Raw genomic sequence first — 24,687 nt, 5'->3', positions numbered from 1 at the left:
GTGTAAGGGAAGGGAAAGAGTTTCTTAGTTTGACTCTTTGCGATGAAATTCTAGGACAGTTACAATCAAAAAGGTGTAGTTGCAATTTCTACCTCTCGGTTACCAATTCATAATGTTCCAGGCTCTCCCAAGGCTGAGCAGTCCGCATAAATTGTCCCGTCCCGAAAGCAACTTCCTTTCCGCGTTCATTATACAAAGTCGCCTCTGCTACGAACAGGCTTTTGCTTACTGAACGAACCGTACCCACCGCTCTCAAGGAGCCAACGTTTACCGGCCTCAGCAAATTAATCTGAAACGAAGACGTGACGATGAACACATCTGTTACCAGGGAAGCCACGGCAAAGTAGGCGGCATCGTCGAGCAGCTTAAAGTAGGTTGCCCCGTGGATAGCCTGTGCCCCGTGAAAATACTTTGGGTCTACTGGTAAAGTAATGACGGCCCTGCTGTGCGATACCTCTATATGACTGCCGCTAAACAATTGCTGTACATTGGCGCTCAGGTATAGCTTTTCCAATTTCCGGTAATGCGCTTCGGGTTTGGTAGACATGTGTTTTTTGTGCAAGTATACGCAATGCAAATCAGGCGATTAAGCTTTTGTGTCAGAAAGAAAAGGCAGGGAGTGGAGGATTGTTTGTATATTAGCTGATGCGAGTTGTTGTTAAACAAATGTGTTGTAAAAAAGCACCGGATACTCAACTGCACGCAATCAAAAAAGAAGAATAAATCAGGAATACCATTATGTCAGAAGAATTGAAACAGTGCCCGAAATGTAACTCACCTTACGGGTATGCTATGGGCGAAGAACTATACGCTTGTCCGGAGTGTGGCAATGAGTGGAATCCGGGTGAAGTGGAAGAAGAAGCCGGCTTGAAAGTAGTGGATGCAAATGGCAACATACTGCAGGATGGAGACTCCGTGGTGGTGATAAAGGATTTGCCGGTGAAAGGCGCTCCAAAGCCTGTGAAGGCGGGTACAAAAGTGAAGAACATTCGCCTGACAGACGGAGATCACAACATCGACTGCAAGATCGATGGCTTCGGTTCGATGGGGCTTAAATCTGAGTTTGTCAGAAAGGCATAAAAGGCAGTTGGTGCATCATAAAAAAACAAGGGCAGCTAGTACTAGCTGCCCGTTTTCATAGTTATATTTTGTGCTATGAATTCCATATACTCCTAATCCATAACTATGTTGTGGCAAGGTCAGAAAATATTATTGAAGTGCCTTTCTGCTTCGTGATCGTACCCAGCCCTAAGCCACTGCAACAGACGCTGTACGCAGTTCTTTCACACGGTCTTCAAAGTACTCCGCAGGTTTTCCTTCTCCGAGTATAGCCACGCTGCTAAATAAGTTTGTGAGCTCCTCGCTGTGCTCCGCTTTCTGTCCTTTGCGAATGTCGATGTAGGCAAAACGCGTCCAGATGACAGAGATGATCGTACCTGTTTCCGGGTCAACCATCTGGCCTTCCATCATCAGGTCGGAGCTGCCGTACCAGCGAAGACAGGTCCTGATCGTCACTGTTTCCATGAACTTAACTTCACGCAGATAGGCAATCTGGTTGGAGGCAACCACCCAGGCTTTTCCTGTCGTTTTCCCCATCGCATAAATGTCCAGATCGTAGTTATCGCGCAGCTGATCCTCCCGTGCGTTCAGATAATAATCGATGTAGCGGCCATTGTTCAGATGACCGAATGGGTCGCAATCCTCGAAGCGGATGAGCGCCTTGCTTTCTAATACTTTGCTATACTCTTTTTTCATAGGAATGAATGTTTAAAAAAGACCGTTCGGTTTATTTTAGTTTAAAAAAATTAGATTTGCAATTCAGACACGAGCATGTGTTCCAGTTGAGAAATAACAACGTTGAGGTATTTGTTATCGCCGTAGGCTTTTGAAAGCATAACGCCACCTTCGATCATACTCACAAACAGAATAGAGAACCTGTGTGCATCTGCCTCCGGTCTGAACTCACCGCCCGCTATACCTTGGAGCACAATATTGGCGACAGCTTTGTGCAGCCGGTTGAGTACCTTGACAACGCTGGCCCTGAGTAGCGGGTTGGTGTCGTCAGCTTCGACTGCAGTGTTCAGAACAGGGCAGCCACCTTGTACAGGAGGCGAAAAAAGGTAGGTTTTATAAAACTGCAGAATGGCTTTTAGTTTATCCGAGGCGCTCTCTTTACTAGCCACCCGCTCACCAATCATACGGGTAATGACGCCCGCCGAATGTTCAAAGGCAGCCAGTGCGATCTCTTCTTTGCTCTCAAAGTGCCCGTAGATTCCCCCCTTTGTTAAACCCGAAGCAGCCATGATGTCCTGCATCGACGTGCCGGCAAAGCCCTTCTGGTTGAAGACAGGGGCTGCTCGCTCTATGATAAGCTGTCGTGTGCGTTCTGCTTTAGATAAGGCTACATCCATATTCATCATGAATACGCAAAATAAACCAATCGGTTTTTAATATCAAAATAAAAACTTACCAATCTGGTTTGGTAGGATCGGGCTTACGGGTTGCTTTTTTAGGTAGCTGCTGGATGTACTGCTGCTCTGCACTACGCATAGCCTCCAGCATCAGGCGGGCCTTTTCGGGGTTGATGTTGTGCTGCTGCAGCCGGTTGTTCCTGGTCTGTGCCCTCTGCTCAGCATCAGAAAGCGGCTCTGCACTACGGCTACGCTCCGGTCGTTTTGGGTCGAAGTTACTCTCCGGGTTCATGCCTTGTGTATCTCCCGGCGCCCGGCCGCTGATCTCCGGTTTTTCAGACTGCTTTCCGTTTTCCTTTCCGTTCTGCTCTTGGCCGGCACCTCCTTGCTCTTGCTGTTGACCATGGTCATTTTGTTCAGGCTTGTCTACTTCCGCTTCCTGGTCACCCTCGTTGTCGGGATTTTTGCGAGGCTGTTCCACCTGCTCATCTTCGTCTTGTTTTTGCTGTGGCTTCGGCTGGTCCTGGGCTGCCTGCTGATCGGCCGGAAGATCTTCGTCTTCTTCGTCATCCTTGCCCAGTTCAGGGCGCTCTTCCAGCAGCTTTTTGATCAATTCATAATTATACCGGGCTGATTGATTTCCTGGCTCTGCGATCAGCGTTTGGCGGAAGTAAGTGAGGGCCTGCTTGTATTTCTTGTTTTGTGCGGAGATGGCGCCGAGTTGAAGTAACGAAACAGCCTTGATGTGTCGAGCGGCATGATTGGCCAACAGGGTGTACTGTTGCTGAGCCTTCTGCAGTTCGCCCAGCCGGAAATAGGCGTGCCCCAGGTTCAACCGTACCTGGTCATCCCGCACCTCAAGGTCCTCCAGCAGATACTCGTATGAGGCCACGGCCTCTATGTAATCTCCCCGCTTATAAGCCGCAGCAGCCAGGTCCACGTGCTCGTTCATAAGCGAGATAGAGCGCAGTCCCCCTGACAGAAATCCGATAAACAGTATGGCCGCCACTAGTGCTTTCATATCCTGATCAGTTTAACGGTAATAAGCACATCAAGCAGTATAAGCAGAAGGGCCAGGGCGAGTGGATAGATATACTTGTTAGCTGTTACATCTATGGTCTTGCTCTCGCGAAGTTCTCCTTCTATGTTGTTGATGGCATTGATGAGGCGGCTCACTTCACTGATGCGGCCATTTACCTCAAAGTACTCGCCTTCGGTCGCTTCTGCTAATTGTTCAAGGCTCTCGGGGTGCAAACGCGTAACGACGGGATTGCCCTGCTGGTCCTTTTTAAAGGAGGTGCCAACCGGGATTTGAGTACCGTCTGTGGTGCCGATGCCAAGGGCAAACACCCGTATGTTCTGCTCGCGCAGCCTGTCGGCCCAGTCGGAAATACGGCCTCCGAAATCTTCCCCATCACTGATCAGCACCAGGATGCGGGCCTTCTGCTCACTGGCCTCCGGCGAAGCTGCCTGCCCGAATTTTTGGGACACTATCTCCAGCACAGGTATAAAACTAGTGCCGCCATGCGGTAGCAGCCCCGTACGCAGGGTTTGGGTATAGAGCGTGAGCGCCTGCTGATCATAGGTGAGCGGACTTTGCATATAGGCTTCTGAATCAAACACGATCAGGCCAATACGATCTGAGTTGAAGCGGCTGATCAGCCGTATGATATCGCGTTTGGCCCGTTCCAGGCGGGTGGGCTGCACATCGTTGGCGTCCATGGAAGCCGAAAGGTCCACAGCAATGTAAATGTCCTTGCCAATGGTCTTGATCTCCTTTTTCATAGCCCCGAAAGAGGGCCCGAGAATGGCGATGATGAGCAGCACCACGTAGGCATGGCGTAGCACGAACTTCACCCAAACGCCGTGGGGCCGCTGCCCAAAAAAAGAAGAGGCCCGCTGCACCCTCCACAAATACCCGATGTACAGCCCCAGAAAGAGGATGCCAAAAAGTATCTCGAGCAGCGTTAGCGTTTGGTACCAGGTCATGTTGTGCGAGCTTGGGCAAGGGCCCGATGACAAATATAAGAAAGGAAAGCCAATGTACGGGGCTTTTGAGAGCTGCTATAAAAGGAGACAGGTATAGCCAGCGAAGGTGCTGTCGCTAATGGAAGAGAAAAGAGGGAGTTGGGTTAAATTATTTTAAAAAAATATCGCTTCAGAAAGCTGAATAGAATCAAGTAGTTAGTTTTTGAAAAAGGAGTTTAGGGGTATGGAAAGGCGGTTTGTTTGCTAAAATTTTGGTGTATGCTATTGTATCGGCAAATTTAATGTAGTATGTTTGCAATCTCTTCAGCAGGGAGAGACCCGGAGGGGTGGGTGAGTGGCTTAAACCAGCAGTTTGCTAAACTGCCGTACTGGAAACGGTACCGGGGGTTCGAATCCCCCCTCCTCCGCAAGCGGAAAAAATAAATTAAAAATGTTTTGACAATTTAAATTCTTCGCTTACTTTTGCACCGCGTTCAACATTAACAGCAACACAATCGCTGACCGGAGTTGAAAGCATAGTTCGGGGTGTAGCGTAGCCCGGTATCGCGCCACATTTGGGATGTGGAGGTCGTAGGTTCGAATCCTGCCACCCCGACTTAAAAATTTCGGAAGCAATTCCGAAATTTTTTGTTTAAGGGTAGAGCTAAAGCTCTCCTGAGGACGCTGGTCTCGTAGCTCAGCTGGATAGAGCAACTGCCTTCTAAGCAGTAGGTCTTTGGTTCGAATCCAAACGGGATCACTTCAATATCAAGCACTTATAAGGTAAAACTTATAAGTGCTTTTTTTGTTTGCAAACAGTTTGCACGGATCAGGTTCAGGCTGTTTACTTTTCCTCCTAAAAGGTTCTTAGCAAAGATCGGCCCCCTCAATGCCGCTAACGTAAGTATGATCACCACCCCCCCCCAATTTTTATACCGATGGCGCCCGGGACAAGCGTAGCTCAGATAGCTGGATTATTTCACCCTATTGACAATATTTCAGATTTCTCCCGTAACAAGGGCCCCCGACGCCTTGGTCGAAATGACACAGGGATGCTTACAATTGACAGCATTGCCCTAACCCTCTTTCGAGAACCAGAGGCATAACCTTGTCTCTTATTTTCTACAGAAACTTCACTGTGATATAGCTATCCGTATTCCGTCCCTGATCATCCGTACAGGAGATCTTATACCTTCCTGCCTTCTGCGGCTCAAAAAATACCTTTTCGTTGGCGGCGGTGGCGCCTAGGAACTTATCGTTGATATACCAATACACCTGCTTCACCTCATTATGGGCATTGCAATGCAACATCAGTTGCTGGTTTTCTTCCTGCTCGAGCAGATACTCCATACCTGCTGCCGGCGAGGTAATAACCGGGGCATGCTCTTTAAAAATGCGACTGCAGTTGGGGTTGTGCGCCGGTATCTGCTGGTAGGGTATTTTTTCGGAATCGTAGAAGGTGAGCAACTCAGGGGCATAGTTTGGGTAAAGCTGCTGCACAAAACCTGTCGCTGGCTGGCAACTAGTGCAGTAGCTGTACTTATTGTCCCCGGAAATAGCAATTCGTTTTAAGTGGCTGCACCTCTGCGTGGACGAGATGCCAGGCATAAAGGTATCCAGCACCTGGTTGCTACAGAAGCTGTTGGCGGGGCTGCCGCTTTCGGCGCATACCACGCGTAAACCTATGCCTTTAGGTTGCTGGAACCACCCTGTAGTGGAATTATAATCAATGCTGTTAAAGATGTCGAAAAGCAGGGGCGTGGCCGAGTCGGTACCATTGAGCTCGGGTACGCCCTCGCCAGAGAAATTGCCCACCCACACGCCCACCGTGTATTTTTTGTTATAGCCGATGCTCCAGGCATCTTTGCGACCGTACGAGGTGCCAGTTTTCCAGGCGATTTTGGGCAGGTTCGGACTGTTGTGAGCATTGTGCGGCAGGTCGGGTCTCGTGAGCTGCGTCAGGATCTGGTTGACCATGTAAGCCGATCCCGGCGACAGCAGCTGCGTTTCCTGTTGCATGGTATCCTGCTGCAGCCATCGGGCAGGCGTATATTTTCCCTGATTGGCAAAGGCGGCGTATAGCAGGGTCAGTTCTTCCAGTTTCACATCACAGCCACCCAGGATCAGTGACAGGCCCAGTTGGTTGCCTTTGCGCTTCATCTCCGAAAACTCTGCCTGCTTGAGCTTCTGCACAAAAGCATCTACACCCAACTGGTCGAGCACTTTTACGGCGGGCAAGTTGAGCGAAGTCGCCAGCGCATGGGAAATGGTGACCTTGCCGTTGTAATTGCCAAAGTAGTTTTGCGGCCGGTAGCCGGCATAGTCCACGGGTACATCGGTGATCACTGCCTTTGGGGTGAGCGTGCCTTTGTCAAAAGCGGTGGCATAAAGAAAAGGCTTCAAGGTGCTGCCCGGCGAACGCACCGCCCGAATGCCGTCTACCTGCCCGTGGTGTGCGAAATCGTTGAAATCCGCGGAGCCCAGGTAAGCCTCTACAGCCCGGGTTTGGTTGTTGATCACCAGCACAGCCGCATTGTTAATGTTCTGGTAGAGAAGCCGTTGCATGTAGTTATAAGCCAGCTGCTCCACTTTTTCCTGCACCTGCCGGTTAAGCGTAGTTTTGATGATGGGCTGGTTCTTATACCTACGGAACATGCGGTAGGCGAAGTGCGGTGCAACTTTGGGCGCTTCCTGCCGGCGTGCCTCCAGCGGCTCCAGAAAAGCGTCTTCAATCTCGGATGCCGGGAATGCCTGTTGTGCCGAGTAGTAGCGCAGCCACTTATTCCGGAACGCCACAATTCGCTCGTTTTGCTCACCAATCCGCAGCGAAGAAGGCTTGTTCGGAATCACTGTCAGCGTGACAGCCTGCGCCAGGCTTAGCTGCTTTGGCGACTGGTGAAAGTATAAAACAGAAGCCGCCTTCACGCCTTCAATATTGCCGCCAAAAGGCACCAGGTTCAGGTATAGCTGCAAAATCTCGTCTTTGCTGTAATACCATTCCAACTGCAACGCCCGGAACATTTCGTAAAGTTTGTTGGCATAGGTGCGCTGCTGGGGGTAGAGCAGTCGCGCGACCTGCATGGTGATGGTAGAGGCCCCGGAAGTTTTCCTGTCCCGGATCGTATTGTTGACCAGTGCCCTGGTTACAGCAAAGAGGTTAATGCCGGGGTGGTAGTAAAAGTACTTGTCCTCCTTCAGTAGCACCGTTTTTTTTAAGACCGGGTTGATCTCGTCCGGCTCCAACTGCATCCGCCACTTGTCATCCCGGCTCAGAAAAGCATTGATCACGCTGCCATCCGAAGCCGTGATGACGGTGGAGTAGAAGATATTTACTTTGAGGGGGTAAAGGTGGTTGAGCGCAGCAAGGGTAAGGCAAAGTATTAAACCAAAGTATAAGCTATACCTGAGCCATGGCTTGCTAAAGGGTAGCAGCCGCTGACTTAAGTTATACTTTGGTTCTGGTGTTTGCATTTAGCTTTGTTGTTTTTTAACTCACGTGGTGTCATCCCCCTGCCCCCTTCAAAGGGGGACTTCTGAGCTACTACTTTACTTCCTGTCATCCTGGAAGGAACTTGGTAGAAGGGAGGTTAAGCTTTTGCAATAACACACCCCTGCCCCTCTCTAGAGGGGAATTGTACATAGTAGAAAAGTCCCCTTTGAAGGGGGCAGGGGGATGAATACTCGTGCAGATCATTAATTCTTAAACTCCCAAACTCCCAAACTCTCTTACCTTACCTTCACAACCCCACCCCCCGAATAACTATTATACTCTGCATTATACATGGCATCCGCCCCAATCGGCCCTAACTGGAAAGTCCCCTTCGACACGGCTCTTACCTGGTAGAAGAAATACTGCGGCTGTGGTTTGGCGGTGGCGTACAGGTTAATCCGGTCGTCGCGAATGTCAATGTGATCTGGGGTGGCGGGTTTCTGGGCTTCTATCCAGCCGAACTCGCGGGCGGTCATCAGGCGTGGGTTTTCTATCTCAAAACCGGCGGGTAGCATATCGGTTATGGCGATATTGGGCATGCTGCGGCCATCCAGTGACTGCAGCTCTACACGTACCACCACCAGGTCATTTTGGCGGAAGGTGTTGTTGGTGATTTCCCGTCCGTTGCGGTCGAAGAAGGTTTTACGCACCTGCAGGTAATTGTCTTCGCGCTTCACATCGCCGCTTTGGCTAATGCCTTCCAGTTCCCAGAAATAGTAGGTCGTGCCATTGCCCTTACCCCGAATACTGATCGGTCCGCTGCCGATGTTGTTGGTCAGCGTCAAATCATTGCCGGAGAAAGTGCCGATCACTTTGCCATTCTGGTATACCTGCGCGGTCTGGTTACCCTGGTTCCTGCTCGACAGCTTGCCCAATGCCATCAGGGCAAAGGCTCGTTCCTGGGTGTTGAACCAACGTTTCGAGCGCAGTTCATCCGATAAGTGCCGTGCCAGCGTGCCCACCTGCGGGTTCTCCGGGTCAGCTTCAATTAAGCTGTTCAGCGAGATCGCCATGTCACGGATCGGGGAGTAGAAACTGCCGCCGAGTGCACGTACTGAAGTTTCACCAGCGAAGGAGCGGGGCAGGATCTGGTTGAAGCTCTCGCGGCTGCCGTTCAGGGCATAGGTGCTGGCCAGCAGGTAACGGGCATCAATCGACAGCAGTTCTGGTTTTGCTTTATAGTAGTTCATGGTCGACCAATCCACCGTGCCGGCTATACTGAGCACGTACAGCGAGTAAGTCGTTTCGCGGGCGGCGATGTACTTGCTCTGTACCTGGCGACTGGCGTCGTAATAGCGATATTCTTCCATGGCCTTGCCTTTTACCTTTTGCTGCAGGTAGCGCACGGCTTTGTCTAGGACCTCCTGCGTTACCGGAAAGCCGGCTTTCTTGGCTTCCAATAAAAAGTGCGTGGCGTAGGTACTGCTCCACCAGTCGGTGTAAGTGCCGCCCGGCCAGTAAGTGAATCCACCGTCGTACTGCTGCATCAGTTCAATTTTGGTGATGGCCTCCTGCACCAGATAGATCGGGTTGAAGCTGCGGCTCTTCTGGTCCTGTTGCAGGGAACGGGCCAGGTCGGTGTAGTACAGCAGCGGGAAAGCTGTGGAGGTCGTCTGCTCCAGGCAACCGTGCGGGTAGCGCAACAGGAAGGTGATATCGTCAGTGAACTGTGCTAGCGGTGAACGGCTCACCACCAGCTTCGCCGATACCGACGAAGGGATAAAGTCATTGGCCAGTTTGATGCCGGCTGTTGCACCGTCCTTAACACTACCGGCATCCGCTACTTTGGTCAGCGGCGCAATCGGACGCACCGTGATATCGGTGTTGCTGGCAAAAGACTCGTTCAGAGCATTGACTGTCACTTTCACTGTGGCAGCGCCAATGGCTGAGGTGGCTACTAATTTGTAAGTGATCTGTGCTTCTGTGTTCGGGTTTATACCTGTCGATTTCTTGCTTTCGCCTACCACACGCAGCGGACCTGTTACGGAAATGGTACTGGCAGCTGTGGCTTTGGTAGTGGTCGTATTGCTGAGCGTGACCGGCACCAGAATCGTATCGCGTGGACTCACAAAACGCGGAAGGGCCGTGCTGATCACCACCGGATCCGACACCCGCATCATCTTTTCAGAAGAACCGAAGGCATTGTCTTTGTATGCCACGGCCATAATACGCACCGCTCCCGAAAACTCAGGTATACGCACATTCACCGTAGCCTCTCCGTTGGCGTTTGCCTTTAACTGACCGCTCCACAGCGACACCAGTTTTACCCGTTTGTTGGTCAGCGGATTGATACGTTTTGCCAGGTCGTAGCCGTCGCCGCCTGTGCTGGAGCGAGCTCCCAACTCGGGGAACAGGTAAGGGTATAGGTCGTAGCCGGTTACTTCCAAGGCCCGCTTCTGGTAGAAGAAGGCGTGTGGGTCAGGTGTCTGGTAATCCTTGATCTGCAGGATGCCTTCGTCCACCACAGCCAAGGTTACTTCTGCACTAGGAGCCGTTTTCACCTTCACCTGCTGCACCCTATTAGAGCGTGAAGACTCCGGTGCCTGTATGGCTACTGACAACTGCGTGCTCTTCTTGGTAACGGTCAAGGGTTTAAAGCCACGGGCAATAGTCAGCGGCATCTGGCTGTCCTTTACTTGGCGCAGCGCAACAGCCGTGATGTAAGCCGTAGGCAAATGCTCGTCTTTAATAGGCAGGGTAAGCGAAGCTGCTTTCTTGTCAGTTTTCAGGTAGTGGTAGCTCAGTACGTTGTTCTGCTCCACGGTAACCAGGATCTTCCCGGCAAAAGGTGACTTGAAGAGAATTTTGGCCTTGTCGCCAACTTCATATTTTTCTTTATCGAGCGAAATGTCTACTTCGCCTTCGGTGTTCACGGCAAAGGAGGTGCTCTCGGTATCGCCCCAACCGTAGGCGTAAAATTCCTGCGCCACATAGTTGTAAGCCCCCGGCCGCATCACCCGAATTTCATACTGACCGGAGGAAACAGGCGTGAAATTGAACGTAGCACCGCTCGCAGGTATAGCTATGTCGTTGCTGATCATCACCTGCTCTTTTCGTTGCGATTTATAGTTATAGTCGTCGCTGTAGCGCTCGATCACGGATTCGTAGGTATAGCGCACGAGCTGTACCTTAGCGGTGGTAGAGACAGGAGAGCCATTGCGGTCCAGGGCGATGAGCGGAATGTTCAGGGCGATGCGGGTGCTCACGTAGTCGTCAAAATTCCGGATGCCGAAGAAAGCCTGCTGCGTGGTCACATCAAACCTGTTCAGGCGGTTAACGGGGCGGCCGGTTTCATCGAACACGGTTGTGTAAAGCGAGCCTTCCAACAGACCGATATCACGGAAGTTTTCCAGTTCAAACACTTCCCGCCCTTTGCCCTGCGCATCGGTTTCGCCCTGACGGGTGCTGGTCTGGATGTTAACGGAGCCAGAGGTACGGATGTCGAAGGTATAGTCCGGGTAGCGTTTGGCTTCGAAGGCTTTTTTCTTCAAGCTGAGCTGCGCTTCATAATTGCGGTTGGCAGCCGGCGGACCGAACAGGTTTTGGGCCGTCAGGTTCAGGATCAGCTTTTCACCGGCATTGTAAGTGCTCTTGTTCAGCATAGCTGTCACCTTCAGACGGTCCGGCATAAACTCTTCCACACCGATCTTCTTCGAGTTCAGCAGCACGTCGTTGCCTGAGTATACTTCCAGGGTATAGGTACCCGTTACAGCCGCGCCATTCAGGACAAAGCTGGTTTCGCTGGCACCCTGGTTGTTAAGCTTGCCTTTGGTGCTGCGGTATTCTTTGCCGTTGGGCAGCAGCAACTTTACTTTTATAGGCAGTCCGGCCACCGTTTTCCAATCCGGCGTGCGCACCACGGTGTTGACATGGATGGTGTCGCCCGGACGGTAGAGGTCGCGGTCGCCGTAAATAAAGGCATCGTAGTTGAGCTCGTTCAGGCGCTTGCCACCCACTTCGAAGCGGGACGTGTTCACCTGCGTCTGACTGTAGGGCATGTAATTAAAGTCGTCGCCTCTGCGGGCCGTGATCATGCCGATCTTAAAGTCTGGCGCTGCTGTGCTGGTGTTGCTGAACCGGGCCATGCCATCTTTATCGGTCGTAGCCTTGTGCACCACCTGGTTGTTCGTGCTGATAAAGCGAACCTCCACCCCATCCAGTGTTGCCGCCTCCCGAATAGAGTTTGCAAACACCACCACTTCGTCTTTGCCCTGCTTGGCGATCAGACCAATGTCCGAAACCGACACGATTTTAGAATCCTTTAGCCAGTTTTTGTCGGTGCTGGCCATCGTGATCACATACAAACCTTTGAATTGACTGTCGAAATCGAGGTCGTGCAGGTTGAGGTTTAGCAGGTAAGAGCTGCCCTGTTTGCGCAGGCTTTCGGTGTTGTACTCCCGCTCAAACAGGGTGTTGCCATTGTTCTCGTTCACATCATAATAGGAGCTGGAGTAGTACTCTTCGGTTTCCTCGTCGTAGTAGCCGTCGTACATCTTGCCCTCGCGCAGGTAGTGCAAAATGTTGTTTTCGTATACCTTACTGATACTGACCTTGATGCGCGGCACTTTGTTCAGGTTAAGGGCAATGTTGCGGGCACCACGGCTACTCAGGTATATGCTTTTGGCGTTGGCGAAACTGATGCCGGGTTCGGTATTGTCAAAGGTAACGCTGTGCCGGTACGGCTGGCCCATCGGTTTGCCGGCCATACCTGCCAGGTCGCCGGAGAGAGTGAGGGTATAGGTGCTGTTTTGATTGAAGTTGCCTTTTAGCACCAGGCCGTTCTGCAGGCGCTCCACGGTATACTCTCGTCGTGGACTCACTTCGATCAGGTTGCTGATATTGCTGTTGGTCACAGGTTGCGTAGTGAGCACATAGATGCGCTCCTGGCCTTCCTCCAAAGCAGTAACCACTTCCGACACCATCATGCGCTGGCGGCTTGGGAGCAGCACATCCCGCTCCATGGTATGGTCGGTCTGGGTTGTGCTTCCGGCTACGCTCAGGCCTTTGCCAATTTGCAGGCGCAGTGGGATTTCCTTGTCCTGGTGGCCTTCTACGTTTTTCACCCGGATGGTGATGTTGTCGCGGTTGCCGCTGGTCAATTCTACTGGTAGCTCTTTACTTCCAGCGTATACCTTTAAATGCTCCCGCAGTTCCTGGAAAAGCACCGGATAATTGAAATTCAGTTGCAGACTTGCCTCCAACTGGTTGGGGTTGTTCTCGTTGGTCACCCAATAACTTTTGACCTGCTGCAGCCGGAGGTAAGGAGTATGGAAGGTAAAACCTTGTCCGGAAGGGATTTTATACTTTTCAGTTGAATGCAGCAGCAGGTTTTCGGTAAGTTCTGCTTTGTAGTTAGTCGTAGGAGCAAATGGCTTGTCCGGCGAGAAAACCAGTTCGTTCGGCGCCGTCCACTTATACTTTCCGGCCACCTTTGGCGTGAGGCTCAGGTAGGGTATGGTGTCCCATTGGTTCAGGAGCGAGTCACCTACCAAGTCTTTGTCAAAAGTGAACACCAGGTTCTGCTCCCGGGCAATTTCCTGCTCGAAGTTCTTGTTTTGCAGCCGTAGTTCATCGCTTTTGCTACGGCAGCTGAAAAAGCAAACTACACAAAGCAATATACTGAACCTGAGCAGGTGTTGAAGCAGAGCAGGATGGGAGTGTCTAATATTCATAGTATGGATAGAGGAAAGCGGTGGATTCGGTGGTTATAGGCTGCCATGCTGTATGGTAGCAATTGGTTTGTATCTGGCATCCAGGCAGGTATAAATATGCCTGTTTCAATCTGACAATATAGCAATTTCCTGTATTACTTATACCTGAATTACTCCCTGTATATGCGCTATTCCTGACGGCCTTATTTAAAATTGACAGTACAGCGCATGAGAAGGAATTTCAAGTACTATTCACCTGGATTATAGTCGTATAATGGTATATTAGCTGAAGTAAGTATGCGAAGGCAGGGGTGGTGTAAACGCTATCGGAAGTGGCTTGGTGGGCAATGGTAATCTGTACCTTCGCATATGGTGTTAACAATTATATTTTCACACTTTCAATGTAGTTGTATAAGATTAAAAGTATGAATGAGACTCTCTCAAGGTCTTATGTCTATTTTGCCTTTCATGGTGATGACTTTGAACCTAAGGAAGTTACAAGAGAACTTGAAATAGAGCCAACAGACTCTTGGAAGAAGGGAGATAGAGGGCGGTATCTTCCTGATCAGAAATACGCCTGCTGGAAGTGGTCAACCGGAAAGAGTCAAAATGCTATACAGCAGAGAAGGAGGAATAACACCCGTACAGCAAGGTATTACGCTTCGGGATTTGCTATACCAATCCGTTGACGGGCACATCGTTAATTGTGAAAAGGAATGGAAGCTCAAAAGATTAATTTAAAACAGGTGTTAGGCATTACTGCGGAATACAGTAATGACCAGGAACTGGTATCTCTACATAAACCTTTTGAAGTAAAGGCAACGTTCTTCCCGGGCGCAGAATCTAATATTCACTTTCACCCTTATCAGGACGAGTATTATAAAGTTCATGAAGGGCAGATTGAGCTTTACCTCGATGGCAAATGGAAAACAATTAAAGCAGGTGAAGAAGCGTTCATACCCAGGAGGGCAGTACATGGCTTCAGAAATAAGTCTCGGTACCCGGCATATTTAACAAACACCCACTCCCCGGGACTTAATTTCGGAGCATCTTTAGTAGCGATGGAATTGTTGGTGAAAGAAGGGAAAATAAATGGGATGAAGGGCTTTAAGAACTTAGCTTATTTATCCCAGCACGCTTTAAAATACACTGAAACCACAGAATCGGTAAAACCTCCAAAATTAGTTTTGATGGTAATGGCAAAGCTAGGGGCTCTGTTAGGATACAAAATATGACTTTTGAGTATGTTACTCTCCAGCTACAGGTTCGCCGCTCGCTCACGTACTGCACTGCACTCCTGACGTATAAGTACCCTCTCAACAGACCTGGCGTGATGATATCATCCGAAATTGCGCCCAGTTAATAATCTAGAAAAGCCCAACCGTGAACCCCTCCCAACTAGCCAAAAGTTACGACAAAATTGCCCAGCAGTGGAATGCCGATATGATAGGGTCAGACTACGGTATCTCGATGATCGAGCGGGCCATATGGTATTGCGCTGAAAAGAGTACGGCATTGGATGTAGGGTGCGGGAGTGGCGGTCGCATCATAAACAGGCTTTTGGACAACGGCTTCGGGCTAAACGCAATCGATGTTTCGGGAGGTATGCTGCAACTGGCGAAAGAGAATCATCCGCAAGTGAGGTTTGAGAAAGCGGATATCATCGAATGGGAAACAGAACAGAAGTTTGATCTGATTGTCGCATGGGACAGTATTTTTCATTTGCCATTGAAATTTCAGAAGCCCGTAGTTGAAAAGCTCTGCCGACTCTTACATCCGCAGGGCGTCTTAATTTATACTTTTGGCGATGCCGAAGGTGAGCATGAAGATACCTGGCTGGGCGAGAAGTTCGGCTACAGCTCTATCGGGATAGACGCGAATCTAAAGATACTGGCCGAAAACAACTGCCAATGCAGGCACCTGGAGTTGGATCAGTACCCGCAACGGCACGTAATAGTTATCGCAAGAAGACAAAGTTGATCATCTTCTATAAAGAATATTCTCTGCCAAAGAGACTTGCTTTTTAAGAATTCAGTTTAATCTAAAATTTCCTGCCTTTCATTTCTGGTTTATTAGTTATCTTCAACTTTTGCCAGGGTATAGCACTACTTCCCGCTCCAGATAAATTTCCTCAAAACATGGCACAGGTCCTGCTCCAGAGCAGAATCAGGGCGCTGTTGTGTATCCAAAGCCTACTGTCCATACAGCAAAATGGCTGTGAAGCGTGTATGCTATACCTGGCAACCAGTTTAAATACAGATTTACAGAAGATTTGACCATGAACGGCGAGTCCTTACATAATCCGGAAGACCTGCTTCTAAAGCTGAAGGAGATCATACCGTTTGCCTTTACCGGGAACAAGCTCAACATAGCGCAGTTGAAAGACTTGCTGGGTGATCAGGTGCACCCAGAGCCGGAGCTATACCAACTGTCCTGGACGGGCAAAGCAGAAGCCTACAGACAAATACAGACGCCTGTAACCGACACGCTTATACCTGTTCCGGATGCGTCTGTCAACTGGCTGCAGACGCAGCATTTATTTATTGAAGGGGAAAACCTTCATGTGCTGAAAGTGCTGCAGAAGGCCTATCAAGGCAAGGTAAAGGGCATCTACATCGACCCTCCCTACAATACAGGTTCCGATAGCTTCATTTATGCCGACAACTTTGCAGGAAAAAGTGGCCGTTCTCAGACTGACCGTAAGCAAAGCGGCCATTCCAACTGGCTCAGCATGATGCTGACAAGGCTGTCGCTCGCCCGGACGCTGCTCCGTGAAGACGGTATTATCTTCGTGAGCATCGATGATAACGAACTGGCTAACTTGAAACTGGTTATGGATGAGGTGTTTGGGGAAGAGAATTTCATCGACTACTTTTCGTGGGCCAAATCCGAGACACCGGCCAACCTGTCCAGGAAGAGCAAAAAAGTGGTGGAGTATGTGCTTTGCTATCAGAAAAATAAGGACAAGGAGAAATTCAAGGGCATACGGAAAAAAAGCACCAGCTCCAACGGACTGCTCAACCAATCGAACAAACTGGGTAAACTGACATTCCCAGCCGATGTGGTGACTACCCGTCTGGAGGACGGCCTGCTAAAGAAAGGCAGCTATGGCACCGACAGCTATGCCATTGAGTTGCTGGAGGACACGGAAGTGAAAGGCGGACTCTTTGTAAAGCCGGTTGTGCTGAAGGCCAAGTTCAAGTGGTCGCAGCCTAAGCTGAACGAAGAAATAAGCAAGGGCACCATAATTAGTATACCTACGATCAAACTGAGCCCTTCGTACGAAAAACTGGTGTACGATAAAGAGGTACCGCCAAACCTGATCAATTCAAAAGTCGGGGTGGGTACAAACGAAAATGCAAGCGCCCAGCTCGAAGCGATGTTTGGGGCCAAAGTATTCGACTTTCCAAAGCCGCCCAGTTTGATCAAGTACCTGCTGGGTTTCTCCGACGATCCGGATGGCATCTTTCTGGACTTTTTTGCCGGTTCGGGTGCCACTGCCCAGGCCGTGCTCGAAATGAACCAGCAGGATGGCGGCAACCGGAAATACATTTGCGTGCAGCTCGACGAGCAGATCGCCCCTACAACAAAAGCCTTTCAGCAGGGCTTCAGAACCATATCCGATATCACTCGAAAACGCCTGCTCTTACTGCATGAAAACCTGCAAACACAGGAGGGCGCTGCAACACTCGATACAGGCTTTCGATATTTCAAACTCGCTCCCTCCAACTTTGGCGTTTGGCGTACAGACGGCGGCCGAACTGAAAGGGACAAGGCGAAGCAGCTGCCGCTCTTTGCACGGGCTGAGATGAACCATGCAAACCGGGAGTACAGGCTATGGGAAATGCTACTCAGGTCAGGTATACTTCTGACGGCCGCTATAAATGAGGTGCCTGTGGGTGATACCGTGCTGTATGAAGTCGTGCAGGAAGGTCTGCTGTATGGACTGGACACGATCAACGAGGAGGTTCTGAAAAAAGCAATCGAGCTGAAGCCCAGGGCGTTCATCTGTCCGGACTCCCTGTTCCAACTTAACGAAATCGACAAGACCAATTTACAACTAACCTTGCAGAATATCGGTATTGATTTTAAATCAATCTGATGAAAAGCAATGCTCGTGCAAGATTTTGACTTTGATGCCAACCTCGCGATAGCCCGGCAGTGTGCGGCAGACATGGTCCGCAACGGCCTGTACTCACGCTTTGGACTTTCAGAAAAAGAACGCCTTGAGAAGGCGGTGCTGGGATGCATGGGCGAATATGCGTTCGAACATTGGCTCCAATCCCTCGGCTATACCTACGAAGTTGATCGTGCAGGTTTCGAAAACAGGAATTCGGATGCCTTTGATTTTTTGATGGCCGAAAGTAAAATTGACGTGAAGGTCGCAAAAAAGTCGACCGACAGGCCGCCAAATGACAATTGGACTTATGGTTATCCACAGGAGCAGAAACCAGCTACTAAAAATTATGTGATCGTGGGTTGGGTGGATTTTGTAAAAAAGCAGGTCGGATTTTACGGTTGGATTTCCGGACAGGTGATCAGCAAATTTCCGGTGGTTACGAAGAACACCTTTGCGGGCTACAGCTACCGTACGCCCAACCACGAGTTTAAATGGGGTGCTCTGGACAAAAATTTCGAGCGTTTCTTTCGGAGCGTTTTTTCTGGAAAAGAGGTTCAGCGCCAGCCAAATCTTTCAGGTCGGGGATAAGTTGCTGATCGCTTAGGGCTGTTTGATTATCTAAGGTTAACCTATAAAGACGGCTAAGAAAATGGGCTCGCGACTTGAGACCAAGGATCAATGGGAACGCGAATTTCAGATTTAACTCAAGAGGGAGTAACTTAATAGCAATTTTCCCGCAGTTACAAACACTACTTTTGCTCCCCCAAAGGTAGAACCTGCTGACTTGAAACGGATCTAGCCGCAGCACAATATTGCCTTCTGTAGAATTATACTAAATTTGCGTCTCGCCTCAACAGGCTACCTGTATTTTCCGTTAGCCTATACCTGCACGTATATTGCTATCACCCTTAAAGACCAACAGAACATGACAGCCGACACAACTGATAAAGCAGCCCTTTTCTCAGAAGTAGAACAGCAACTAAAGCAGCAGCAATTCAACATCAGCAGCCAAGACCAGGACCGTCCGTGGGGTGGCTTTTTTGTGATTGACGAAACGCAGGCGCAGGACTTCGCCAACGCCTATTTTGATAGCATGCCGGTCGATCAGCTAAAGATATCGGGTAAGCTGAGCCCGAAAATACTGCTGGTGGCACCGCACAAGCGACTGAGCTGGCAGTACCACCACCGCCGCGCCGAAATCTGGAAAGTGGTGAAAGGCACCGTGGGTGTAGTAACCAGCGATACAGATGAAGAAGGCGAACTGAAAGTGCTACGGCCTGGTGACCTGATCACGCTGCGCCAAGGGGAACGCCACCGTTTGGTAGGCCTCGACGGATGGGGCGTACTAGCCGAGATCTGGCAGCACACCGATGCAGACAACCCGTCCAACGAAGACGATATTGTGCGTGTGCAGGACGATTTTGGGAGATAAATCTTAGGTATAGAAATCAGGTATAGAAAAAGGCGCTGTAGACCAACTGCAGCGCCTTTTTTATTTTACTGCTCCAGCAAGTGGCGACATTTAAACAGCTGCTTTTCCACTTCCTGTATAGAGAACCGCGGATTGTTGTTGCCGAAGTTGGTTTGCACGTAGTTGAGGATGTTGGTGATCTGCCCTTTGCTGAGGTGCTCAAAACCCGGCATGCCCTGGTTATAGTTCTTGCCATTCACCACTATGTTGCCCGTCTGCCCGTGTTGGATGATGCAGGCCAGCTCGTCGCGGTGGTTTTCCAGGTAGTCAGCACCGGCCAGGGGCGGAATCAGGTTGCGGAGACCGCTGCCATCGTCCATGTGGCAGTTAGCGCAATACTGGGTATAGAGCCGCTCTCCCTCGTTTTGCTTGTCTGAGTAGAAGCACCGGGTCAGGGTGAGCAGGGCGGCTATACCTGCCCCATACAGCAAGATTTTAGTTTTTATCAGCATCCTTCTTCTTTTTCTTTTTAGGCAAGAGGGCAGGTATGTCCCGGATCAGCCGGTCGACCTGGGCAGGGTCGGTGCCGTCGTAGATGCCGCGCACGTGGCGGTTCTGGTCTACCAGCACAAAGGCGCCGCTGTGCACAAACCCGCCGGGCTCTTCTTCGTCTTCCATTGCCGACACCATGTACTGCAGCGCAATGCTGTAGATGCTGTCTTTCTCGCCGGTTACAAAATGCCACTTGTCGCTGTTCACCTGCAGGCGGTCTGCGTAGTCGCGAAGTACGGCCACCGTGTCGTGTTTGGGGTCAATGGTATGGGAGAGGAGCATCACCCGCGGATCGTCTTCAAACGCCTCGTAAATTCGCAGCATCTGGCTCTTCATTTTGGGGCAGATGGTCGGGCAAGTGGTGAAGAAAAAGTCGGTGACGTATACCTTGTCCTGCACCGTGAGGCTGGTCACTACCTGGCTGTCCTGGTTGATGAAAGCGAAGTCAGGTATGCGGTGGTATGCTGTGTCGGTTACCTGCTGGCCGTCGACTTCGCGCTGCACCAGCTGGCGTTCGCCCAGGTAGGGGAGGTCGCTGGTTTCAGAATTGCCTTGAGAGCATGCCTGCCAGCCGAGCGCCGAGAGTCCAAGCAGCAGAGCTGAAAACAAGGTGCTTAGTTTATTTCTTTCCATAAGTGGCATAGGTTTCTTGTGCATTGGTGATGGTGCTGTCCATCAGTGATTTGACGCGTTCCATTTTCTGATGCTCCGCGTTTAGGTATACCATGGCCTGCTGGTGTGCCAACGTGTCGGGTGCTTTGTACTGGCGCATCCATTCCATCATGGCTTCATCGGCTTCTTCCAGCTCCTGTATACGGCGTGTAAGCAGGCTGATGGTGCCCGTGTCGGTTGACTGCGCCTGCAGGCTGTCGCGGAGGCTGGTGAGGTTACGGCGCAGGCGGTAAATCTTGCCCATGTCGGCCATCGCTTCGTCGTGCAGGTCCATCACCTCGGTTTCCAGGGTCTGCTGACGTTCCGCTTCACTGGCGCCACCCTCGCAAGCGATCAGTGTGAGCGGCAAACTCAGGTATAGCAACCACTTTTTCATGATAGGTATAGGTTTTCTTTAAATCAGAGCAACGCTGTTTTCTTCTACGCAACGCTGTTTTTGCAAAGATACAGGTATGGCGGCAAAGGTATAGCTTCTCTAGTCCAATTGTAAACAGAAGTACATTTCACTTAAGTCATACCGGGCGAGCTCTGATGCGATAGCCGTCTTAAAACATGCTGTGTCTTCAGCCCAGTCATACGATTGTGGCTTTACAAGGGCAAACCGGTTTATCAACTGATACACCAGTTCCAGGGTTACTTCCTGCTGAAAATGAAGGCCCTCGAACAAATGCCAATATGCATCATTAACACCCTCCAGCAGCAGGCAATCGTCCCATACAGGGCAATAAAACCCATCTCCTGACTTGAAGTAAATTGATATTGCCCCGATCGTCTTTCCATGGGTAGTAAGTGCTCTGATCCCCGCCTCTATATCCAGGGGTTTCCAGCAGATCTCGTCCGGCCGCATGAGATCGAGAAAAGCCTTTTTCAGCAACGCAGGATCAAGAAAACTATACCTCATCATAAGCTTATAATGCGGAAAAAATCAGTTAACAATTCAACAATTCAACAATTCAACAATTCAACAATTCAACAATTCAACTACCACTTCTTAAACACGAAGAACACGGCCAGCAGAATGAAGACAAACCCGACGATGTAATTCCACTTGACTTCTTCTTTCAGGTATAGCACCGAGAAGGCCACAAACACCACGAGCGTGATGACTTCCTGTATCGTTTTGAGCTGAAAGGCCGTGAACTGCCCGTGGCCGATCCGGTTGGCGGGCACCTGGAACAGGTACTCAAAGAAGGCGATGAACCAACTGACCAGGATGACCTTCCAGAGCACGGTGTCTTTGAACTTCAGGTGACCGTACCAGGCGAAGGTCATGAAGATATTGGAGATAAGGAGGAGAATGATCGTTTTCATGGCCGAAATTTAACACAAGGTACATGTATGGCAACGGAAATTTTCAGCAACCTTCACAATGCAGAGGCAGTATGTTCGTTTACAACACGATGCAATGCCTGACTGAGCTATGAAAAAAACCGGGCCGGCCTGCGGGCCGCTCCTAAGGGCGAAGTAGAACTTGAGCGGGGAAAACACCCGTCCTATTTTGTCAATATAATTTGCATTCGATTTGAACGAAAAGACTGCCTTCACAAGAGGTGGTCTTTTTGTGTTTTTAAGGTATAAGTATTTGTAAAACAGGCACTAATGGTGTCGATATTTTGTTTAAATGAAGGCACATCCGGCTCGGGTTACGCATTGCCCGGCGGGTGTACGGCAATCGGCATAAATACTGCCCCGAAAAGCATAGATAAAACGAAATAAATTGGTAATTTTACCTATTCAATCTACCCAATGACACACATGAGTGAAGTAGAAGAAAAACAATTGCATAACAATTATTCAGCAGATAGTATTCAGGTACTGGAAGGACTCGAGGCCGTGCGCAAGCGTCCTGCCATGTACATTGGCGACATTGGTATAAAAGGCCTGCACCACCTGGTATGGGAGGTTGTGGACAACTCCATTGACGAGGCCCTGGCCGGTCATTGCGACACGATCAATGTGACCATCAATACAGACAACTCCGTTACGGTTTCTGACAATGGCCGAGGTATACCTACCGACTTCCACCAGAAAGAAGGCCGCTCGGCCCTGGAGGTGGTAATGACCGTGCTGCACGCCGGCGGTAAGTTCGACAAAGACACCTACAAGGTATCTGGTGGTCTGCATGGCGTGGGTGTATCCTGCGTGAACGCCCTCTCAACCGACATGCACGTAACAGTGCACCGCAACGGCAAAGTATTCGAGCAGCACTACAACATTGGGGTGCCTGCCTACCCGGTGCGCGAGATCGGTACGACCGACAAAACCGGTACGACAGTAACTTTCCAGCCGGATGCCTCGATCTTTACGACTACCGAGTATAAGTACGACACCATTGCCAGCCGTCTGCGCGAACTTTCTTTCCTGAACAAGGGCATCCGCATTAACCTGGCGGATCTGCGTGAGATCGGTGAAGATGGGCAGCCACTTTCTGAATCGTTCTACTCAGAAGGCGGTCTGAAGGAGTTTGTGGCCTACTTAGATGAGACGCGTGAGAACCTGATTCCGGAGCCGATCTATATCGAAAGCGAGAAGAACGGTGTACCTGTGGAAATTGCGCTGCAGTATAACACATCGTATTCTGAGAACATCTTTTCGTATGTGAACAACATCAACACCATAGAGGGTGGTACGCACGTAGGTGGTTTCCGACGCGCTCTTACCCGTACCCTGAAGGCCTATGCCGACAAGTCAGGTATGCTGGACAAGGTGAAGATCGAGATTGCCGGTGATGACTTCCGCGAAGGTCTGACAGCCGTGATTTCGGTGAAAGTGCAGGAGCCGCAGTTTGAGGGGCAGACCAAAACCAAACTGGGTAACTCCGACGTGGGTGGTGCTGTGGATGTGGCTGTAGGCGAAATGCTGAACGAGTTCCTCGAAGAGAATCCGAAGGAAGCCCGCATCATTGTGCAGAAGGTGATTCTGGCCGCGCAGGCCCGTAACGCAGCCCGAAAAGCCCGCGAAATGGTGCAGCGCAAGAACGTACTTTCCAGCACCAGCTTGCCAGGTAAACTGGCCGACTGCTCTGACAACAACCCGGAGAATTGCGAAATCTACCTCGTAGAAGGTGACTCAGCGGGCGGATCTGCCAAGCAGGGCCGTAACCGTATGTTCCAGGCTATTCTGCCACTCCGTGGTAAAATCCTGAACGTAGAGAAAGCACAAGAGCACCGCATTTACGAGAGCGAAGAGATCAAGAACATGATAACGGCGCTGGGTGTGAGCTTCGGAACGTCAGAGGGCGAGAAAGCGCTGAACATGGAGAAGCTTCGTTACCACCGCATCATCATCATGACAGATGCGGACGTGGACGGATCGCACATCCGTACGCTGATCCTGACCTTCTTCTTCCGCTACATGAGAGAGCTGATTGAGAGAGGATTCATTTACATTGCCTTGCCGCCGCTATACCTGGTGAAGAAAGGCAAAGAAGAGCGCTACTGCTGGAGTGAGCAGGACCGCATCGACGCCATTGCCGAATTGGGCAAGGGCAGAGAAGACAGCGTAGGCGTGCAGCGCTACAAAGGTCTTGGTGAGATGAACCCGGAGCAGCTCTGGAACACGACCATGGACCCGGAAACACGAAGCTTGAAGCGTGTGACGATCGAGTCAGCCGCCGAGGCCGACCACCTGTTCTCGATGCTGATGGGCGACGAGGTAGGCCCACGCCGCGACTTCATCGAGCGCAACGCCAAGTACGCTCGTGTAGACGTGTAAGCTTATTAGACTATCATATTTTAAAAGCGGCTGTTCTCGAGAGAGGGCAGCCGCTTTTTTGTTTATATTTTATAAAGAGTATGTTTCAATTCTGTATATTAGATGAGTTAAAATTTGCTGTATGCATGTGCTTTGTTAAAATGATAGCTCTCCATACATAGTGCAGATAGTAGGAGTAGGTACTCCTGTTATACACAAGTTGCCCGTAATAAATAAATAAGAAAAATGAAAAATCAAGTAAAAGAGAATGACCTTTATACTTCGATAGGCCAATACTTAATAGACTCTTTGGACTATAACATTATTGAAGACTGGGATAAGGCAGTTTTCACAGTAAAAGCAGCCGAAGATGGATTTATAAGAACCAACTTGGATTTTGAAAATAATAGCGTTAAAATAAATATTGCACCAATATCTGTTTCTAAGTCGAAAGTTAATATCTACGATGTAATAGATGATTTAAAGGAATATACTGTAGAAAACAATTATACTCCTTGGAACACATTTGTCTTTAAGCTTACCTCAAGTCATCAGTTTGACATAGAATATTCGTGGGACCAGTACTTCCAAGATAATAGAGAGTAAAAAGAATTACATCGGGCAAACAACTAAGGCTTCGTTGGGTACGGAGTTCCGACAATGAAGCCGTGGTTGCACTAACCGTGCGACCCGTTATGGGTTTTAAGTCGGAAGAGATT

Annotated in this window: 21 protein-coding genes and 3 tRNA genes; 12 read left to right on the top strand and 12 right to left on the bottom strand. The window is 50.0% G+C overall.

What is annotated here, in order from left to right:
* Positions 1–88 precede the first annotated feature (88 nt).
* Complete coding sequence (locus C8E01_RS16900; protein WP_116544642.1) at positions 89–547, bottom strand: PaaI family thioesterase; 459 nt, start codon at positions 545–547, stop codon at positions 89–91.
* Between the two features lie 191 nt (positions 548–738).
* Between C8E01_RS16900 and C8E01_RS16895 the strand changes: the two genes are divergently transcribed.
* On the top strand, positions 739–1,080 hold the full coding sequence (locus tag C8E01_RS16895) for a zinc ribbon domain-containing protein YjdM (protein WP_116544641.1): 342 nt from the start codon (positions 739–741) through the stop codon (positions 1,078–1,080).
* 168 nt (positions 1,081–1,248) lie between these two features.
* Here the strand turns inward: C8E01_RS16895 and C8E01_RS16890 are convergent, their stop codons facing one another.
* From C8E01_RS16890 to C8E01_RS16875, 4 genes are read right to left on the bottom strand one after another with little or no spacing between them, the layout of a single operon-like run.
* Positions 1,249–1,755, bottom strand: coding sequence for an acyl-CoA thioesterase (locus C8E01_RS16890; RefSeq protein ID WP_116544640.1), 507 nt, complete (start codon positions 1,753–1,755; stop codon positions 1,249–1,251).
* Between the two features lie 50 nt (positions 1,756–1,805).
* A complete protein-coding gene (locus C8E01_RS16885) occupies positions 1,806–2,411 on the bottom strand; it encodes a TetR/AcrR family transcriptional regulator (protein WP_165820675.1) in 606 nt (201 codons plus the stop codon).
* A gap of 55 nt (positions 2,412–2,466) precedes the next feature.
* Positions 2,467–3,432 carry a tetratricopeptide repeat protein gene (locus tag C8E01_RS16880; protein WP_116544638.1) on the bottom strand — a complete coding sequence of 322 codons (966 nt, stop codon included), beginning with the start codon at positions 3,430–3,432 and terminating at the stop codon, positions 2,467–2,469.
* Positions 3,429–4,400: a vWA domain-containing protein gene (locus C8E01_RS16875; protein WP_116544637.1), complete on the bottom strand. Its 972-nt coding sequence runs from the start codon at positions 4,398–4,400 to the stop codon at positions 3,429–3,431. Before C8E01_RS16875 ends, C8E01_RS16880 begins: the two co-directional genes overlap by 4 nt.
* 320 nt (positions 4,401–4,720) lie before the next feature.
* Here C8E01_RS16875 and C8E01_RS16870 point away from each other — a divergent pair.
* From C8E01_RS16870 to C8E01_RS16860, 3 genes are all read left to right on the top strand, one after another.
* Positions 4,721–4,807: transfer RNA gene (locus C8E01_RS16870), tRNA-Ser, on the top strand.
* A gap of 114 nt (positions 4,808–4,921) precedes the next feature.
* Positions 4,922–4,995 (top strand) — tRNA-Pro (locus C8E01_RS16865).
* Between the two features lie 70 nt (positions 4,996–5,065).
* Positions 5,066–5,139, top strand: a tRNA-Arg gene (locus C8E01_RS16860).
* Between the two features lie 362 nt (positions 5,140–5,501).
* Here the strand turns inward: C8E01_RS16860 and pbpC are convergent.
* Positions 5,502–7,850, bottom strand: a complete 2,349-nt coding sequence (gene pbpC, locus C8E01_RS16855; protein WP_116544636.1) for a penicillin-binding protein 1C — start codon at positions 7,848–7,850, stop codon at positions 5,502–5,504.
* Positions 7,851–8,105: 255 nt separating this feature from the next.
* Positions 8,106–13,541, bottom strand: a complete 5,436-nt coding sequence (locus C8E01_RS16850; protein ID WP_116544635.1) for an alpha-2-macroglobulin family protein — start codon at positions 13,539–13,541, stop codon at positions 8,106–8,108.
* Positions 13,542–13,945: 404 nt separating this feature from the next.
* Here C8E01_RS16850 and C8E01_RS16845 point away from each other — a divergent pair, with 404 nt between their 5' ends.
* The 6 genes from C8E01_RS16845 to C8E01_RS16820 all read left to right on the top strand — a co-directional run bounded on the left by C8E01_RS16845 (position 13,946) and on the right by C8E01_RS16820 (position 19,072).
* Positions 13,946–14,209 (top strand): DUF4279 domain-containing protein, encoded by a 264-nt coding sequence (locus C8E01_RS16845; protein ID WP_116544634.1) that lies wholly within the window; start codon positions 13,946–13,948, stop codon positions 14,207–14,209.
* Between the two features lie 27 nt (positions 14,210–14,236).
* The gene (locus tag C8E01_RS16840; protein ID WP_116544633.1) at positions 14,237–14,755 is read left to right on the top strand and encodes a cupin domain-containing protein; all 519 of its coding nucleotides are present in this window, start codon (positions 14,237–14,239) and stop codon (positions 14,753–14,755) included.
* 148 nt (positions 14,756–14,903) lie between these two features.
* Entirely contained in the window at positions 14,904–15,500 is a 597-nt protein-coding gene (locus tag C8E01_RS16835; RefSeq protein WP_116544632.1) for a class I SAM-dependent methyltransferase, read from the top strand.
* A 298-nt stretch (positions 15,501–15,798) separates the two neighbouring features.
* Entirely contained in the window at positions 15,799–17,622 is a 1,824-nt protein-coding gene (locus C8E01_RS16830; protein ID WP_133242785.1) for a site-specific DNA-methyltransferase, read from the top strand.
* A gap of 9 nt (positions 17,623–17,631) precedes the next feature.
* On the top strand, positions 17,632–18,228 hold the full coding sequence (locus C8E01_RS16825) for a hypothetical protein (RefSeq protein ID WP_116544630.1): 597 nt from the start codon (positions 17,632–17,634) through the stop codon (positions 18,226–18,228).
* A 337-nt stretch (positions 18,229–18,565) separates the two neighbouring features.
* Positions 18,566–19,072, top strand: coding sequence for a cupin domain-containing protein (locus tag C8E01_RS16820; protein WP_116544726.1), 507 nt, complete (start codon positions 18,566–18,568; stop codon positions 19,070–19,072).
* A 65-nt stretch (positions 19,073–19,137) separates the two neighbouring features.
* On the opposite strand, the gene C8E01_RS16815 is transcribed toward C8E01_RS16820, so the two are convergent.
* From C8E01_RS16815 to C8E01_RS16795, 5 genes are all read right to left on the bottom strand, one after another.
* Positions 19,138–19,563, bottom strand: coding sequence for a c-type cytochrome (locus tag C8E01_RS16815; RefSeq protein ID WP_116544629.1), 426 nt, complete (start codon positions 19,561–19,563; stop codon positions 19,138–19,140).
* Entirely contained in the window at positions 19,547–20,236 is a 690-nt protein-coding gene (locus tag C8E01_RS16810; protein ID WP_116544628.1) for an SCO family protein, read from the bottom strand. The genes C8E01_RS16815 and C8E01_RS16810 overlap by 17 nt, the downstream gene beginning before the upstream one ends.
* Entirely contained in the window at positions 20,223–20,651 is a 429-nt protein-coding gene (locus C8E01_RS16805) for a magnesium transporter CorA family protein (RefSeq protein WP_116544627.1), read from the bottom strand. Before C8E01_RS16805 ends, C8E01_RS16810 begins: the two co-directional genes overlap by 14 nt.
* Positions 20,652–20,750: 99 nt before the next feature.
* Complete coding sequence (locus C8E01_RS16800) at positions 20,751–21,179, bottom strand: hypothetical protein (protein ID WP_116544626.1); 429 nt, start codon at positions 21,177–21,179, stop codon at positions 20,751–20,753.
* A 77-nt stretch (positions 21,180–21,256) separates the two neighbouring features.
* A complete protein-coding gene (locus C8E01_RS16795; protein ID WP_116544625.1) occupies positions 21,257–21,586 on the bottom strand; it encodes a DMT family protein in 330 nt (109 codons plus the stop codon).
* Between the two features lie 444 nt (positions 21,587–22,030).
* Here C8E01_RS16795 and gyrB point away from each other — a divergent pair, with 444 nt between their 5' ends.
* Positions 22,031–23,989 carry a DNA topoisomerase (ATP-hydrolyzing) subunit B gene (gyrB, locus tag C8E01_RS16790; protein WP_116544624.1) on the top strand — a complete coding sequence of 653 codons (1,959 nt, stop codon included), beginning with the start codon at positions 22,031–22,033 and terminating at the stop codon, positions 23,987–23,989.
* Positions 23,990–24,214: 225 nt separating this feature from the next.
* Complete coding sequence (locus C8E01_RS16785) at positions 24,215–24,574, top strand: immunity protein YezG family protein (RefSeq protein ID WP_116544623.1); 360 nt, start codon at positions 24,215–24,217, stop codon at positions 24,572–24,574.
* Positions 24,575–24,687: the final 113 nt, after the last annotated feature.

It is taken from the genome of Pontibacter virosus (assembly GCF_003096355.1).
GTDB classification, from domain to species: domain Bacteria; phylum Bacteroidota; class Bacteroidia; order Cytophagales; family Hymenobacteraceae; genus Pontibacter; species Pontibacter virosus.
This window is presented reverse-complemented; position numbering and strand designations above follow the sequence as displayed.